Raw genomic sequence first — 16,092 nt, 5'->3', positions numbered from 1 at the left:
TACTCATGGATTTTGACCGAATGATGGAGACGCTGCGTCGTCTCTCGCTCGAGGCTGGCGACAAGATCATGGAGATCTATGACGGCGAGGATTTCGAAGTGCGCAGCAAGTCCGACGACAGCCCGGTCACGGCAGCCGACGAAGCGGCGGATGCGATCATCTCGGCTGGTCTGGCGGCCGCATTTCCGGACGTTCCCGTCGTCACCGAAGAACAGGCCGACACCCATACTGTATCCGCCACGACGTTCTTCATCGTCGATCCGCTGGATGGCACCAAGGAGTTCGTGCAACGGCGCGGCGATTTCACCGTGAACATCGCATGGGTCGAAGACGGAATTCCGATCCGCGGCGTCGTCTATGCGCCCGCGCGCGAACGTCTGTTCTGGACCAGGGCGGATGGCACGACGGTGGAAGAGACGGGGCCGTTCCGGAAGGACGCCGCGGGCGACCTGACGCCGATCGGGGTTTCGACGCCCGACAACGATGCGCTTCTGGTCGTGGCATCCAAATCGCACCGCGATCAGGCGACCGACGACTACATCAACCGCTATGCCGTGGCGGACATGAAATCTGCCGGATCCTCTCTCAAGTTCTGCCTTGTCGCCACGGGCGAGGCGGATCTCTACCCGCGTCTGGGCCGCACGATGGAATGGGATACCGCAGCGGGTCACGCGGTGCTTTCAGGTGCGGGCGGAAAGGTCGTGCGGTTCGATGATCATCAGGCCCTGACATATGGAAAACCCGGGTTCGAGAACCCCTTCTTCATCGCCTATGCACCGGGCGTGTCACTGGCACCGGCCTGATGGGCAAGCCTTTGCCGAGGTGTATCGCCAGCCTTGGAAGGTTGACGGTCACGTGGGACACGGCAGAGAATGCGGATATTTGATCCGCCGCGACGCGACATGGACCGCAACCGCATGACGGCAACAGCGTCAGCCAGCACCGAAATACTGAAGGAAGCACTTTGATGGAAAAGAAAGTTACCAAGGCCATTTTTCCGGTTGCGGGCCTCGGGACGCGTTTCCTGCCGGCGACGAAATCGGTGCCAAAGGAAATCATGACGCTGGTCGACCGGCCCCTGATCCAATACGCCATCGATGAAGCGCGCGCCGCCGGCATCGAAGAGTTCATCTTCGTCACCGCGCGGGGAAAATCCGCGTTGGAGGATTACTTCGATCATTCCCCCGAGCTGGAACGCAAGCTTAAGGATGGTGGCAAGGATGAATTGCTGGCCGAGCTTCACCATACCTACATGGATTCCGGTCAGATCGCCTATATCCGGCAGCATCAGGCCCTCGGGCTGGGGCATGCGGTCTGGTGCGCGCGGCGTCTGGTGGGGGATGAACCCTTTGCCGTCATCCTGCCTGACGATGTGATCGCCGCCGACACGCCGTGTCTGCAGCAGATGGTCGAAGCCTTTGCCGAAACCGGTGGCAGCGTCGTCGCCGCCATGGAAGTGGCCCCTGAAAAGACCTCGTCCTACGGCATCCTCGATGTCGAGGACACCGCGGGCTCTACCCTTCGGGTCCGGGGAATGGTGGAAAAGCCCAAGGCGGGCACGGCGCCGTCCAACCTTGCCGTGATCGGGCGCTATATCCTCAGCCCGCGGGTGATGACCCAACTCAACGAAAAGAAGGAAGGGGCCGGGGGCGAGATTCAGCTGACCGACGCCATCGCAAGGGAAATCGACGACGGTCAGAAGGTGCACGGCTTCCGCTTCAACGGCCAACGGTTCGACTGCGGCTCCAAGGCGGGTTTCCTGCAGGCGACGGTTGCCTTCGGGATGGCACGGCCCGACCTGCGCGACGAGTTGATGGATTTCATGTCAGACGTCATCTCGATCCAGGCCGCCGCCGAATAGGTCCCCGAATGGCGAGAGGCGACCTGCGGACAGCCTACAAGCTGCGCTGGCGTCGCCGCCGTCTTCTGATGCGGTCCCTGCGCAAGCGGGGACAGCTTGACCCGGTGACCGATCACACGGCATCCATCACCCCCGGCGCGATCCTGGTGTTTGCGACGGTTCGCAACGAAGGATTGCGCCTGCCGTTCTGGCTCGATCACCACCGCGCGCTGGGTGCGTCGCATTTCCTGATCGTCGACAACGACAGCGATGACGGAAGCGCCGAATGGCTGGCCGGCCAACTTGACGTATCGCTGTGGTCCACGTCGCATGGGTACAAGGCGTCCCGCTTCGGTATCGACTGGCTGACCGTTCTGATGCGTCGCTACGGTCACGGCCACTGGTGTCTGACGCTGGATGCGGATGAGCTGTTCGTCTATGCGCACCACGAGACCCGCGATCTCCGCGCACTGACCGGCTGGCTGGACTGGCAGGGTCGCGAAAGCATGGGCGCCCTGATGCTGGATCTCTATCCACGCGGCCCCCTTGGCCGGACGACGCACCGGCCGACCGACGACCCGACCCGGACGTTGCCCTATTTCGACGCCGGGAACTACGTCATCACCCGTCAGCCCAAGCTTCAGAACCTGTGGATTCAGGGCGGCGTGCGGGCGCGCGCGTTCTTTGCCTCCGACCCCCGGCGGGCGCCCACGCTGTCGAAGGTGCCGCTGATCCGATGGCACCGTGACTACGCCTATGTCACCTCGACGCATTCCGCCCTGCCGCGCCGGTTGAACCACGTCTACGCGCAGGATGGGTCGGAGGCCCCGACAGGCGTGCTGCTGCACAGCAAGTTCCTTCCGAACATCCTTCAGAAATCGCAGGAGGAGCAGGTCCGGCGACAGCATTTCGAGAACTCCGAACTCTATCAGGGGTATTACGACGCGCTTGTTGGCGATCCGACCCTGTGGTGCCCACAATCCACCCGCTACGAAGGCTGGCAACAGCTGGAGGCCTTGGGCCTGATGTCGCGGGGCGGATGGGAATGAGCGCCGGACCCCGACGCCCCCGGACATTTTCTTGCGACAAAGCCCAAAGATGGCCGCAATTGGCAAATAGGCGGAAACAATCGACAATTGGGCGCAAGGGGTGGTTCCATAGCGCCGAAGGCAAGAGGGTTGCGGGCTGCGATGGGGTTGATCTCCTCCTACCGGATGAGGTGGCGCCGGAAATTCTGGCGCGCGCGGGCCTTTGTGCGCCGGCGGCAGCTGAGGTCCGTGCGGAACAATACGCGCAGCATCTCCGGCCCCGACATCCTGCTGTTCTCGACCATGCGGAACGAACGTATCCGCCTGCCCTACTTCCTAGATTACTACCGCAAGCTGGGCGTGAACCACTTCCTGATCGTCGACAACGACAGTGATGATGGCACCCGCGAATACCTTGCCGAACAGGACGATGTTTCCGTCTGGACGACGACGGCCAGCTATCGGAAATCCGGTTTCGGCGTCGATTGGCTGAACTGGCTGCAACGGGAACATGGCGCGCGACACTGGTGCCTGACCGTCGATGTGGACGAGTTCTTCGTCTATCCGTTCTGCGACACCCGCCCCCTGCGCGCATTGACCGACTGGCTGGACGCAAGCCAGATCCGGTCGTTCGGCGCGATGCTTCTGGACATGTATCCCAAGGGGCCGATCGCCGCGCAGACATATGCCGAGGGTCGGAACCCGTTCGAGATCGCCTCGTGGTTCGATGCCGGGAATTACCTGATCGAACCCAATCCGAGGTATGGCAACCTGTGGATCCAAGGCGGGGTCCGCGCGCGCAAATTCTTTGCCGACCGACCGAAACAGGCCCCTGCCCTCAACAAGATACCCCTGGTGAAATGGACGCGGGATTATGTCTACGTGTCTTCGACCCATGCGCTTCTGCCGCGGGGGTTGAACCAGGTCTACGACCAGAAAGGCGGCGAAAAGGCCAGCGGCGTCCTGTTGCATGCCAAGTTCCTGAACCTGTTCGTCGACCGCGCCGAGGAGGAGGCCGCCCGGCAGGAGCATTACCGCGCAAGCGACGAATACAAGACCTATGCAGATGAACTGGACCCGGGCGCGAACCTCTGGTGCAAATGGTCTGAACGCTACATCAACTGGCGCCAGTTGGAGATTCTGGGCCTGATCAGCAAGGGGAACTGGGCATGACCCTGGGATTTGTCATGCTGGTGCATACGGCGTTTGACCGGGCGGAACAGGTGGCGCGCCATTGGGCCGCCGCCGGCTGTCCGGTGGTGATCCATGTCGACGGCAAGGTGACGCGCAAGGTGTTCCGCGGCTTCCGCGACCGGTTCGCCGGCGATCCGCTGATCCGGTTCTCGCGCCGGGTGCGCGTCGAATGGGGCACGTGGTCCCTCGTCGCGGCCACACAGGTCGCGACCGAGCGTCTGTTGCAGACGTTTCCCGATGTCCGCCACGTCTACCTTGCCAGCGGGTCCTGCATGCCGCTGCGCCCGATCCCGGAGCTGTGCGCCTATCTGGATGCAAACCCGGATACGGATTTCATCGAAAGCGTGACGACCGACGAGGCGACATGGACCATCGACGGGCTGGAGGCGGAGCGGTTCACCCTGCGGTTCCCGTTCTCATGGCGCAAGCGACGCAAACTGTTCGACCGATATACCGAGGTGCAGCGCAAACTGGGCGTGCGGCGCAAGATACCGGAGGCGGTCAGGCCCCACCTCGGCAGCCAGTGGTGGTGCCTGACCCGCACGACCCTGCAGGCGATCCTGACGGCGCCGGACCGGGCCGAGATCGATGCCTATTTCAGCAAGGTCTGGATTCCGGACGAAAGCTATTTTCAGTCTTTGGTGCGCAACCATGCGCGCCGCATCGAAAGCCGGTCGCTGACCCTGTCGAAGTTCGATGTTCAGGGAAAGCCGCACATCTTCTACGACGATCACCTGCAATTGCTGGAACGGTCCGATTGCTTCGTCGCACGCAAGATATGGCCGCAGGCGAACGGATTGTATGACACGTTTCTGGCGGCGGACCGTCCGTCACGAAGGGTGGCCGAACCCAACCCCGGCAAGATAGACCGCGTGTTTTCCCGCGCAAACGGGCGCCGCGCAGTCGGACGCCCGGGCCTCTACAACCAGGGACGGTTTCCGAGGCAAGGCTTCGAGAACGGGATCACGGCCGCCCGCTACAACGTGTTCTGCGGCTTCGACGATCTGTTCGACGGGTTCGGGGCATGGCTTGCACGGCGGATCGGCGGCCGGGTCCACGGGCGATTGTTTCACCCCGATGGTGCGCGGTTCGCGGGGGCGGAGCGTGTGTTCAACGGCTGTTTGTCCGACAATCCGACATTGCGCGACTATCGCCCCGAACAGTTCCTGACGAACCTGCTGTGGTCCACGCGCAGCGAAAGGCAGACATTCCAATACCACCCCGGCGACACGCCAGAGGTGGTCGATTTCATCGCGCGCGATCCGAATGCCACGATCTGCGTGATCACCGGCGCATGGGCGGTTCCGCTGCACCTGTCGGACCTGTCGTTTGCCGACATGCGGGCCGAGGCTGCGCGGCTGCAACGTGCCGATGCGGCCATGACCGCGACATTGCAATCCGCGGGCACGGCCGCCCGGTTGCACCATTGGACGCTTGCCGACTTCGTGGCGCAGCCACGAGACAGGATGCGCGGTATCATGCACGAGATCACGGGCCCGGGGCCGCGCCGCGTGACGGACCTGCCGCCGATGCGCGACCTGACGGGCTTTCCCGCCTTCCTCGAACAGCTTCGCAACGACGGGATGAAACCGGTCGTGATGGGGGATTTCACGGCAACACCGGGGGGGCGGAATGGCCGCTAGGTTCGACGCATTCGTCCTGTTCGCGGAAATGCGCACGGGATCCAACCACCTGGAGGAGTCGCTGAACACCCTGTCGGATGTCACCAGCTATGGCGAGATCTTCAATCCGGTGTTTCTGGGCGCGCACAATCGCGAAGAGCTGTTCGGGATGACCATGGCGCTACGCGAAGCGGATCCCCTGCCGTTGCTCGATGTCATTCGCGAACAGACGGACGGCTTGCCCGGATTCCGGTTCTTCCACGATCATGACCCGCGCGTCGTCGATCCGATCCTGCAGGATGCGCGCACGGCCAAGGTGATCCTGACACGCAATCCGCTGGACAGTTATGTCAGCCTCGCCATCGCGCGAAAGACCGGGCAGTGGCGCCTGACGAACCCCAAGATGGCCAAGGCGGCGCTGGCGCATTTCGATGCGGCGGAGTTCGATGCCGAACTTGCGCGCCAGCGGGCGTTCCGCGACCGCATTCAGAGAGCGTTGCAGGTCACGGGACAATCCGCGTTCTGGATCGGGTATGATCAGATCGGCGATCTGGAGGTTCTGAACGGTCTGGCGGCCTTCCTTGGATCGAAGGACCGTCTGGCGGCGGTGCCGGGCAAGCTGAAGAAACAGAACCCCGGCAGCGTCGAGGCGAAGGTCGACAACCCTGACGAGATGCGCGCGCATCTGGCCACGCTCGACCCGTTTCTGCTGTCCCGGTCCGTGAACCTCGAACCTCCGCGCGGCCCCGAGATCAGCACGCTGGTCGCCGCGGGACGATCGCCGCTGCTGTATCTTCCGGTGCCCGGCGGGCCGGATGCGGCGATCCGTGACTGGCTGACCCGGCTTGATGGCGTGGCGCCGCAAACCGGAATGACGGAACGCGCCCTCAGGCCATGGATGCGCAAGGCCAAGGGGTTCGTATCCTTCTGCGTGGTGCGGCATCCGTTGGCCCGCGCGTATGATGCATGGGGCAGGGTTCTGACCGGCAAGGGGCCCGAGGCGAACACCCTGCGCCGGATCCTGACCAATCAGCATTCCGTGACCCTGCCCGAAACCGCGGATGCCGACGCCCACGCAGAGGGGTTTCTGGGCTTTCTGAGGTTCCTCAGGGCAAACCTTGGTGGGCAATCCTCCTTGCCCGTATCACCGGAATGGGCCAGCCAGGCCGGGATCCTCGCCGGTCAGGCGCAGGCCGTCCTGCCGCAACGCATCCTGCGCGAATTCGATGCGCAGGAGGAACTGGACAGGTTGGCAATACTGGCCGGACGTCCCCCGCAGGTGTTCAGCCCCGATGCGGATCACGCCGGCCCGACGTTGAAGGATATCTACCGGGATGCGCACGACGATGCGGCGGTCGAGGCCTATCGTCACGACTACATGCAGTTCGGCTTCAAACGCTGGAAGAACAGCTAGTCACGTTCAGTCGAGGCCGGACCGATCCGCCCGTCAGGCGGCCTGCGATGCCTGCGCTTCGGTCAGAACGGTATAGAGAATGGACGGGTCATGGTTGGCGCGCAGTTTCGCGCAGAGAGAGCTGTCCCGCAGGGTGCGCGAGACCAGTGCCAGTGCCTTGAGGTGTGCCACACCCGCGCCCTCGGGCGCGAACAGGGCAAACACGAGGTCGACGGGCTTTCGATCCGTGGCGTCGAAATCGAGCGGTGTTTCAAGGCGCACGAATACGCCATGCACATCCGTCAAGCCGTCAAGCCGCGCGTGGGGCAGGGCGACACCGTCGCCCACGCCCGTCGGTCCGAGGGATTCGCGGTCCTGCAGCGCACCAAGGGCATCCGCCTGGTTCAGGCCGTGCACATCGCGCGCGATGTCGGCCAGGCCACAGAACAGCCGCTTCTTGCTGTTGACCTTGGGCAGGACGCGCACGGCGCCCTGTCTCAGGATATCGTTCAACTGCATTCGCTTGATCCTCGCTTCGCCTATTCGGGCGAAATCATGGGGTGCTTGTTGCGGGGTCTATCCAGCCGACGTTGCCGTCTTCACGCCGGTACACCACGTTCAGCCCCCCTCCCTTTTCGTTTTTGAAGATCAGAACAGGCGCGCCGGCCAGCTCCATCTGCATGACCGCCTCACCTACGGACAATGCCGGGATCTTCGTCTCCATCTCTGCAACGATGACCGGGTTCAGGCTGTCCGGTTCTGAATCGTCTGCTTCGGCGGCGAGGATATACGAGGAGCCCCCGGAAACTTCAACCGGCTGTGCCCGCTCCTGATGATGGTTCTTGAGGCGACGCTTGTAGCGGCGCAATTGCTTGTCCAGCTTTTCGCCGGCGGCATCGAAGGCCGCATAGATTTCGACGGCCTTTCCCTTTGCCGTGGCCGTCAGGCCCGTCGACAGGTGGACCGTGGCTTCGCAAACATGTTCATGCGCCGATTTGGAAAACGTCACCTGGGCATCTGTCGGTCGGCCTGCGTATTTCTCGAGAACGCTGCCGAGTTCCGTCTTTACGTGTGTCTGAAGTGCTTCGCCGATGTCGATTTGCTTGCCGGTGATCTGGTAACGCATGAGTCCTCCTGCGGGGTATTTTCGTGAGCTTCGTGGAACTTGGGTCGAAGCTCAGGGCACCGGACCGCGCCTCACGCGGTAGTGGTCGCATGTGTTTCGCGGGTGCGAAACAAGGACGAGAGAGCGGTGCTCCATCCGCTGATTGGGCGCCGGAAGCGGCGACGTGTCAATCGAAAACGCCGTGCGCCCCTTAACGGGAGAAGCTTTCGCCGAGATAGACGCGGCGCACATTGTCATTGGCGACGACCTCGTCCGGGGTTCCCGACATCAGTACCCCGCCATCATGAAGGATATATGCGCGGTCCACGATCTCGAGGGTTTCGCGGACGTTGTGATCGGTGATCAGCACACCGATCCCCCGCGATTTCAGGTCGACCACGAGGTTGCGGATATCGCCGACGGCGATCGGGTCGACGCCCGCGAAGGGTTCGTCCAGAAGGAGGTAGCGGGGGTTCGCGGCAAGGCAGCGCGCGATCTCCACCCGGCGGCGTTCCCCGCCCGACAGGGCAAGCGCGCTGGCGCGGCGCAGGTGTTCGATATGAAACTCGCCCAACAGCTCTTCCAGCCGTTCCCGGCGGCGATGGCGCTTGCCTTCGGCGACTTCGAGGATGGCCATGATGTTCTGTTCGACCGTCAGCCCGCGAAAGATCGACATCTCCTGCGGCAGATAGCCGATGCCCGCCTTGGCCCGGCGATACATCGGCAGCCATGTCACCTCTCGACCGTCGAGCGAGACCTTGCCGCCATCGGGGGTCACCAATCCGGCGATGCAATAGAACGTCGTCGTCTTGCCCGACCCGTTGGGCCCCAGCAGGGCGACGACCTCGCCCCGGGCCAGATCCATCGACACGTCACGGATGACGGGGCGCTTCTTGTAGGCCTTCTTGAGGTTGCGGATGCGCAGCCCGCCTTCCCCCTCGATCACGTGGGGGGCATCCGCCGACGGTGCTTCGGTCACGGCTGCAACGTGGTCCGCACGCGACCGGTCACGGTTCCGGCGCCTGATTGCAGGTTCACGGCCAGACGATCCCCGGCCAGCGTGCTGCCGCCCTGCGTGACGACCACATCGCCGGTCAGCAGAATCTCGGAGGTGCCGAGCACATAGACCGCCTCCTGCCCCTCGGCGGCATCCGGGCCCGCGACGATCAACACGTCGCCGCTGGCGTTCAACTGTTCGATCCGCCGGTCGCCGCCGGTTGTAGCATAATCGACGGTGATCTGCCCCGCGCTCAGGCGCAGATCGCCCTGGGCCACCACCACGTTGCCGGTCAGGGTCGCGCGACCCGTGGCCTGATCGACCTCCAGATTGTCGGCGGCCACTTCCACAGGGGCGGAGGTGTCATGGTTGCCGCCGCCGAACCCGACTTGCGCCTGTTGCGCCGCCGCGGGCGCGGCGATCAGGCAGATCAGGGCAAACACTCGGGTCAACATCGGCACATCCTACTCGGTTGGCGGAACGTATAGCAGGTCGACGCCACCGGTAAACAGCAGCCGCTGGGCGCCGTCCTCATCCTCGTTCAGATACATTGCCCCCGCGCGCAGGGTGCCCAGGGGCCCGTCACCGGTCACACCTTCGGTCGCGCGGATGTTCAGACTGCCAAGGGTGCCCTGCAGGCGCGTGGTCAGCAGCCGGTAATCGGTCGAGGTCTCGATTCGCACGTCACCCTCCAACGTCAGTTGTCGGGCCGCGGTATCGACCTCGGCCGTGTCGGCCGTCATCTGCGCCGTCGCCTCGGACGTATCGCGCAGGGTCAGCATCACTGCCTGCGCGGTCATGCGCCTGGGATCATCGGCATCTGGCCGGGCCAGATCCGCGGTCATCGCAAATTCTGTGCCGTCGCGCGAGACACCCGCAAACCGTGGCATCGTCAGTTGCTGATCGCGCGCGCGCATCGAGACGTCGACCTCGGCGAAGGGGATCGCATCGTCGGGATTGACCGATCTGGCCAGCAGGAACAGCGTCGACAACAGCCCGATCGCCGCGACGGGCAGAACGACGCGCGCACCCCGGACAAGGCGGGTATGATATCGATCGGTGACCATGCCGAACATGATGTCACGAATGGGCGAAGATGTCCGTTTCCGGATACCCGATCAGGTCCAGTTTCGCACGCGTCGGCAGGAAATCGTAGCAGGCCTGCGCGATCTCCGTCCGGTCTTCGCGGGCGAGCCTTGCGTCCAGCACCTCTTTCAGGCGGTGCAGGAACAGGACGTCGGATGCGGCATAGGCCTGCTGGGCCTCGCTCAGGTCGTCCGCACCCCAGTCCGAGGTCTGCTGCATCTTCGAAATGTCTTCCTGCAACAACTCATGCAGCAGGGCCTTCAACCCGTGACGGTCGGTATAGGTCCGCACCAGCCGGGACGCGATCTTGGAACACCAGACCGGCTGCGCCAGCGCACCGAAGGCATGATACATCGCGGCGATGTCGAAGCGGCCGTAATGGAACAGCTTGAGACAGGTCTCATCCCGCAACACGGCTTCCAGATTGGGGGCAGAGGTCTGACCCCTGGCGATCTGGACAAGATGCGCGTTCCCGTCGCCACCCGAAAGCTGCACGAGGCACAGCCGATCGCGGTGGGGGTTCAGGCCCATCGTTTCGCAATCGATGGCAACGCCGTCCGGAAAGGTCAGCCCGTCCGGCAGGTCGCCCTTGTGCAAGGTAATCGTCATCTGCTGGCCCTTTCGAAACATACGTCCGGAAACACGAACGCCCAGCCGATTGGCTGGGCGTTTCATGCGGTAGACCGTGGTGCCCAGAAGAGGACTCGAACCTCCACTCCCTTGCGAGAACTGGCACCTGAAGCCAGCGCGTCTACCAATTCCGCCATCTGGGCGTCCACGGTGGGCGGTGGGTATCCCCGGTTTGCGGTGGCGTCAATACCCTCAATTGCGAAAACCTGTCCTCTTGTCCGGCGCGTCCTATGAAGGTATCGCAAATCCGACCGGACAGGAGAGACGTCATGCAGAAGCTCGTCACGATATTCGGCGGCTCCGGCTTTGTCGGCCGCTATATTGCACGCCGGATGGCCAAGGCGGGGTGGCGCGTGCGCGTCGCCGTGCGTCGTCCCTACGAAGCACCGTTCGTGCGCATGTACGGATCCGTCGGTCAGGTAGAGCCCGTGTTCGCCAACATCCGCGACGATGCCTCGGTCGAGGCGGCGCTCATGGGCGCGGACGCGGTCGTCAACTGCGTCGGGATTCTGGCCGAGAACGGCAAGAACGGTTTTGATGCCGTGCAGGCGGATGGTCCCGCACGCATTGCCCGTATCGCCGCCGCCATGGGCATCGACCGCATGGTCCAGATCAGCGCAATCGGCGCCGATGCCGACAGCGACAGCGACTATGCCCGCACCAAGGCCGAAGGCGAGGCCGCGGTGCAGCAGCACATGCCCACCGCCGTGATCCTGCGCCCATCGATCGTCTTCGGCGCGGAGGACGAATTCTTCAACCGCTTCGCCGGGATGGCGCGCCTGATGCCGATCCTTCCGGTCGTCGGTCCGAACACCCGGTTCCAGCCGGTCTATGTCGACGACGTCGCCGCCGCCGCCGAACTGGCGATCGAGGGCAAGGCACAGTCCGGCATCTACGAGTTGGGCGGACCGGAGATCCGGACCTTCCGCGAGTTGATGCACGAGATGCTGGCGGTGATCCGCCGCCGTGCGCTGGTTCTGACCGTGCCATTCTTCGTTGCCCGCATCATGGCGGGTGGCCTCGATCTGTTGCAGAAGGTGACGTTCGGCATCCTGCACAACGGCACCCTGACGCGCGATCAGGTTCGCAATCTTGCCAACGACAACGTCGTCGCGGACGGCGCGCGCGGGTTCGACGCGCTGGGCATCGCGCCGACGACGCTTGAATCGGTTCTGCCGGATTACCTGTGGCGGTTCCGTCCGTCGGGCCAGTACGCGGAAATCAAGGAAAGCGCGCGCAACCTCAAGACTTGAGGGCCTGCTGCGCTATGTCCGGGATGGTCGAGACGACCCGAAAGGACAACGCATGGCGCAAGGCGGCCGCGATCTGACGACAGGACCGATCTGGAAGGCGCTTGCCTCCCTGTCGCTTCCCATGATGCTGGGCATCGCCGCGGTGCTGTCCACCGGTCTGGTCGATGCCTATTTCCTGGCCCGTGTCTCGCCCGAGGCGCTGGCTGCCGTCGGGTTCATCTATCCGGTGACCACCGCGATCTCATCGCTGTCGATCGGTCTGTCGGCCGGGTCCAGCGCAATCATCAGCCAGGCCCTTGGCCGCAAGGACAGCGCGAATGACGTGACGCGCCGGGGGCTGCATGCCCTTGGCGTGGGGCTGATACTGGCAACCGTGGCGTCGGTCGTCTTCTGGCTGGTGGACGCGCCTCTGCTGTCGGCCCTGGGGGCGAAGGACGCGGTTCTGGAGGCTGCCCTGCGCTATACGCCGCTCTGGTGTGCGGCGTTTCCCTTTCTCGTATCGATGATGCTGATCAATGCGGTATTCCGCGCGCACGGGAACGGAACGACATCCGCGATGGTCATGGTGGCCTCGGCGGTCGTGAACGTCGGCACCACGCCGGTGTTCATCCTCGGGCTGGGGCCGGCACCGGAGATGGGCATCGCGGGCGCGGCGCTGGGCACGGTCGTGGCGATGGTTGCCGGGTCCGGCGTGGCCTTCGCGCTTGCATGGCGGGACGGGATCCTGAACCCCTGTTCCGAGCCCTTGAAGGATCTGTGGCGCAACACGCGGGCCATCGCGGGGGTTGGCGGGCCGGCGGCGACGTCGAACGCGATCAACCCGGCGGGCATGGCGCTTGTCACGGCGGCGGTGGCGACGGTCGGGTCCGGCGCCGTCGGGGGCTTTGGCGCGGCCACGCGAGTCGAGAGCATTCTGGCCGTCCCCCTGCTGGCGCTGTCGTCGGGTATCGGGCCGGTCGTCGGTCAGAATTGGGGCGCCGACCTGAAGGACCGCGCGCAACAGGCGCTGCGGCTGTGTCTGGGAATATCCGTGGTCTACGGCCTTGGCATCGCGGTCGTCCTGACCCTGTTCGCGGAGCCTGTCGCACGGGCCTTCGGCGCAGGAGAGGACAGCACGCAGGCCGCCGCATCCTATCTGCGCGTCGTGGGGTGGTCGCTGTTCGGCTACGGGATGCTGGTCACGGGCAACGCGGCGCTGAACGCACGGTCACGTGCGGGGCATGCCATGGCGCTGTCTCTGGCGCGTGTCCTTGCCATCTATGTGCCGCTGGCATGGCTTGGCGTATCCCTCTTCGGCTATGTCGGGATATTGGGCGCGGCCGTCATTGCCAACCTGTTCGGGGCCTGGGCCATTCTGGTGGCGGCCCGGGCAACCGACCTTCTGTCGACGGACATCGGGCCGGTCGCCTGGCCCGCGCGTCACGTTCCGACGTAGGCATAGATCAACAGGCCGGAGCCGAGGATGATGCGGTAGATGACATAGGGCGTGAAGCTGACCGATCGAAGCAGGCGCATCATCAGGTGAAGGGCTGCGAATGCGGCGGCAAAGGCAAAGGCGGCGGCGATCGCCCCGTCACGGGCAAGGGCCCCATTCGCCTCGCTCGCGACCTCCAACCCCAGCAGCACGCCCGAGGCCATGATCGTCGGGATCGACATCAGCATCGCGATCCGCGCCGCTTCCTTGCGGTCGTATCCCATGGCGCGGGCCCCGGTCACACAGATGCCCGAGCGGGACGTGCCGGGGATCAGGGCGATGGCCTGCCACAAGCCCATCTTCAGCGCCTGACCAAGGGCCCAGTCGCCGACATCCTTTCCGGTCGCCCCCCGCTGATCGAACCACCACAGCAACAGGCCGAACCCCAGCGTGGTCCAGCCGATGACGGTGACGGAGCGGAGGACATCGGTCCCGATCGTCATCTTGAGGACGAGCCCGGCAAGGATGACCGGAATGGTCGCAACGATAAGGCCGGCGGCCAGACGCTCTTCGTGGCCCCATCGCCGGCGGACAAGACCGACGGTGCCGCGCAGGGCGGCGGCGACGTCACTGCGGAAATACAGAATGACCGCGCCGAGTGTTCCGACGTGGACCGCGACATCCAGAAATGCGCCCTGATCTTCGAGGCCGGTCAACGCAGGCAACAGGATGAGGTGACCGGACGACGACACCGGCAGGAATTCCGTGACACCCTGAAGTGCCGCAAGGAGGAGAAGATGCCAAAGGGCCATGGTGCTCGATTCGTTCGTGTTTTTGGTGATATGTGAAGGGCAGTTCGGTCAGTCGGCAGGGCGATAGGTCCGAACCGGACATGAATTGCGACGATTTGTCAGGTCAACTTGGGTCCGTAGGGCAAAAAATTGTTATTTAGGTCAGCAATGCTGACTTTATATCCTTTTGAACCTTTCGTATAGGAAGGCCTCGGATTCAGGAGGGACCCATGGCTACGAACAAGATGCTTCGTTTTGTTAATCTGGAACGCCAGACCCCCGAAAAGCGGACGGCTGACGCGCGCAAGGAGGATTTCGGCGAAATCTATCGCGAGTTTGCCGCAGACCGCGCCGCCGAGCAAGCAGGCCGGTGCAGCCAGTGCGGTGTGCCCTATTGCCAGAGCCATTGCCCGCTGCACAACAACATCCCCGACTGGCTGCGCCTCGTGGCCGAAGACCGGTTGCAGGAGGCCTACGAGGTCAGTCAGGCAACCAACACCTTCCCCGAGATCTGCGGACGCATCTGTCCGCAGGACCGCCTGTGCGAAGGCAACTGCGTGATCGAACAGTCGGGTCATGGCACCGTGACCATCGGTGCGGTCGAGAAATACATCACCGACACCGCCTTCGAAAACGGCTGGGTGCCGTCGATCAAGCCGCGGACGGAGCGTGCCGAAAGCGTCGGCATCATCGGCGCGGGCCCGGGTGGCCTTGCGGCTGCCGACGTGCTGCGTCGTGCGGGCGTGCAGGTCACCGTCTACGACCGCTATGATCGTGCGGGCGGGTTGATGACCTACGGTATCCCGGGCTTCAAACTGGAAAAAGACGTCGTGATGCGCCGCAACGATCAGCTTGCCGAAGGTGGTGTCACCTTCGAGCTGAACTGCGAAGTGGGCCGCGACATCTTGTTCGAGGATATTCGCGCCAGGCATGATGCGGTCATCATCGCGACCGGCGTCTACAAATCCCGTGATCTGGGTGGGGACAATTCCGACGCCTCGGGTGTGGTGCGGGCCCTCGATTATCTGACGGCCAGCAACCGCAAGAGCTTTGGCGACGACGTCGAGGTATTCGACAGTGGTGAGCTGTCGGCCGAAGGAAAGCGCGTCGTCGTGATCGGCGGTGGCGATACGGCCATGGATTGCGTGCGCACGGCCATCCGCCAGGGGGCCACGTCGGTCAAATGCCTGTATCGCCGTGACAAGGCGAACATGCCGGGGTCGCAGCGCGAAGTTCAGAACGCCGAGGAAGAAGGCGTGGAGTTCATCTGGCTGACCGCGCCCGCCGGGTTCGAAGCCGGGGCGCGCGACGCCATTGTCGGCGGCCCCGCCGTGACCCCGATGAACGCACAGGCCGCCAGCCATGCCGCGGCCGTCAGCGGCGTACGTGTTCAGCGCATGAAACTGGGTGAGGCGGATGCCACGGGGCGCCAGATGCCCGAGATCATCGAGGGGGCCGATTACATCGAGGAGGCGGACCTCGTCATCAAGGCGCTGGGTTTCGAGCCCGAGGACCTGCCGACCCTGTGGTCGCAGCCCGAGCTGGAGGTTACCCGCTGGGGCACGGTCAAGGCCGATTTCCGCACGCATCAGACCCCGTTGGAAGGTGTCTATGCCGTGGGCGACATCGTGCGCGGCGCGTCGCTGGTGGTTTGGGCCATCCGCGACGGGCGCGAGGCGGCAGAGGCCATTCTGGAGCAATTCTCCAACGCCGCTGCGACCATCGCCGCTGAATGACGG

The 16,092-nt window shown here is 64.0% G+C and carries 16 protein-coding genes and 1 tRNA gene; 9 read left to right on the top strand and 8 right to left on the bottom strand.

Annotation, left to right across the window (positions count from 1 at the left end):
• Nucleotides 1-5: 5 nt before the first annotated feature.
• From cysQ to V6N07_RS09650, 6 genes are all read left to right on the top strand, one after another.
• Nucleotides 6-803, top strand: a complete 798-nt coding sequence (cysQ, locus tag V6N07_RS09675; protein ID WP_371155968.1) for a 3'(2'),5'-bisphosphate nucleotidase CysQ — start codon at nt 6-8, stop codon at nt 801-803.
• Between the two features lie 164 nt (nt 804-967).
• Nucleotides 968-1,861, top strand: coding sequence for a UTP--glucose-1-phosphate uridylyltransferase GalU (gene galU / locus V6N07_RS09670; protein ID WP_371155966.1), 894 nt, complete (start codon nt 968-970; stop codon nt 1,859-1,861).
• 8 nt (nt 1,862-1,869) lie between these two features.
• A complete protein-coding gene (locus V6N07_RS09665) occupies nt 1,870-2,889 on the top strand; it encodes a glycosyltransferase family 2 protein (protein WP_371155964.1) in 1,020 nt (339 codons plus the stop codon).
• A gap of 141 nt (nt 2,890-3,030) precedes the next feature.
• Nucleotides 3,031-4,041, top strand: coding sequence for a glycosyltransferase family 2 protein (locus tag V6N07_RS09660; RefSeq protein WP_371155962.1), 1,011 nt, complete (start codon nt 3,031-3,033; stop codon nt 4,039-4,041).
• Nucleotides 4,038-5,705 (top strand): beta-1,6-N-acetylglucosaminyltransferase, encoded by a 1,668-nt coding sequence (locus V6N07_RS09655; RefSeq protein ID WP_371155960.1) that lies wholly within the window; start codon nt 4,038-4,040, stop codon nt 5,703-5,705. Before V6N07_RS09660 ends, V6N07_RS09655 begins: the two co-directional genes overlap by 4 nt.
• Nucleotides 5,695-7,098: a nodulation protein NodH gene (locus V6N07_RS09650; protein ID WP_371155958.1), complete on the top strand. Its 1,404-nt coding sequence runs from the start codon at nt 5,695-5,697 to the stop codon at nt 7,096-7,098. The genes V6N07_RS09655 and V6N07_RS09650 overlap by 11 nt, the downstream gene beginning before the upstream one ends.
• 33 nt (nt 7,099-7,131) lie before the next feature.
• Here V6N07_RS09650 and V6N07_RS09645 read toward each other — a convergent pair whose 3' ends face one another.
• From V6N07_RS09645 to V6N07_RS09615, 7 genes are all read right to left on the bottom strand, one after another.
• Complete coding sequence (locus V6N07_RS09645; RefSeq protein WP_371155956.1) at nt 7,132-7,596, bottom strand: PTS sugar transporter subunit IIA; 465 nt, start codon at nt 7,594-7,596, stop codon at nt 7,132-7,134.
• Between the two features lie 34 nt (nt 7,597-7,630).
• Nucleotides 7,631-8,203 carry a ribosome hibernation-promoting factor, HPF/YfiA family gene (gene hpf, locus V6N07_RS09640; protein ID WP_371155954.1) on the bottom strand — a complete coding sequence of 191 codons (573 nt, stop codon included), beginning with the start codon at nt 8,201-8,203 and terminating at the stop codon, nt 7,631-7,633.
• A 190-nt stretch (nt 8,204-8,393) separates the two neighbouring features.
• Complete coding sequence (gene lptB / locus V6N07_RS09635; protein WP_371155952.1) at nt 8,394-9,161, bottom strand: LPS export ABC transporter ATP-binding protein; 768 nt, start codon at nt 9,159-9,161, stop codon at nt 8,394-8,396.
• Complete coding sequence (locus V6N07_RS09630) at nt 9,158-9,634, bottom strand: LptA/OstA family protein (protein ID WP_371155950.1); 477 nt, start codon at nt 9,632-9,634, stop codon at nt 9,158-9,160. Before V6N07_RS09630 ends, lptB begins: the two co-directional genes overlap by 4 nt.
• Before the next feature lie 9 nt (nt 9,635-9,643).
• Entirely contained in the window at nt 9,644-10,246 is a 603-nt protein-coding gene (lptC, locus tag V6N07_RS09625) for an LPS export ABC transporter periplasmic protein LptC (RefSeq protein ID WP_371155948.1), read from the bottom strand.
• Nucleotides 10,247-10,259: 13 nt separating this feature from the next.
• The gene (locus V6N07_RS09620; protein ID WP_371155947.1) at nt 10,260-10,874 is read right to left on the bottom strand and encodes a ribonuclease D; all 615 of its coding nucleotides are present in this window, start codon (nt 10,872-10,874) and stop codon (nt 10,260-10,262) included.
• A gap of 77 nt (nt 10,875-10,951) precedes the next feature.
• Nucleotides 10,952-11,038, bottom strand: a tRNA-Leu gene (locus V6N07_RS09615).
• A 126-nt stretch (nt 11,039-11,164) separates the two neighbouring features.
• On the opposite strand from V6N07_RS09615, the gene V6N07_RS09610 reads away from it, so the two are divergent.
• Both V6N07_RS09610 and V6N07_RS09605 read left to right on the top strand, forming a co-directional pair.
• Nucleotides 11,165-12,148, top strand: a complete 984-nt coding sequence (locus tag V6N07_RS09610; RefSeq protein WP_371155945.1) for a complex I NDUFA9 subunit family protein — start codon at nt 11,165-11,167, stop codon at nt 12,146-12,148.
• Nucleotides 12,149-12,200: 52 nt separating this feature from the next.
• On the top strand, nt 12,201-13,583 hold the full coding sequence (locus V6N07_RS09605; protein WP_371155943.1) for an MATE family efflux transporter: 1,383 nt from the start codon (nt 12,201-12,203) through the stop codon (nt 13,581-13,583).
• Here the strand turns inward: V6N07_RS09605 and V6N07_RS09600 are convergent.
• The gene (locus V6N07_RS09600; protein WP_371155942.1) at nt 13,568-14,374 is read right to left on the bottom strand and encodes an undecaprenyl-diphosphate phosphatase; all 807 of its coding nucleotides are present in this window, start codon (nt 14,372-14,374) and stop codon (nt 13,568-13,570) included. The genes V6N07_RS09605 and V6N07_RS09600 overlap by 16 nt on opposite strands.
• Before the next feature lie 209 nt (nt 14,375-14,583).
• On the opposite strand from V6N07_RS09600, the gene V6N07_RS09595 reads away from it, so the two are divergent.
• Nucleotides 14,584-16,089 carry an NAD(P)-dependent oxidoreductase gene (locus tag V6N07_RS09595; protein WP_371155940.1) on the top strand — a complete coding sequence of 502 codons (1,506 nt, stop codon included), beginning with the start codon at nt 14,584-14,586 and terminating at the stop codon, nt 16,087-16,089.
• Nucleotides 16,090-16,092: the final 3 nt, after the last annotated feature.

The sequence above is a fragment of the Jannaschia sp. 2305UL9-9 genome (assembly GCF_041403465.1).
Classification (GTDB): Bacteria; Pseudomonadota; Alphaproteobacteria; order Rhodobacterales; family Rhodobacteraceae; genus Jannaschia.
This window is presented reverse-complemented; position numbering and strand designations above follow the sequence as displayed.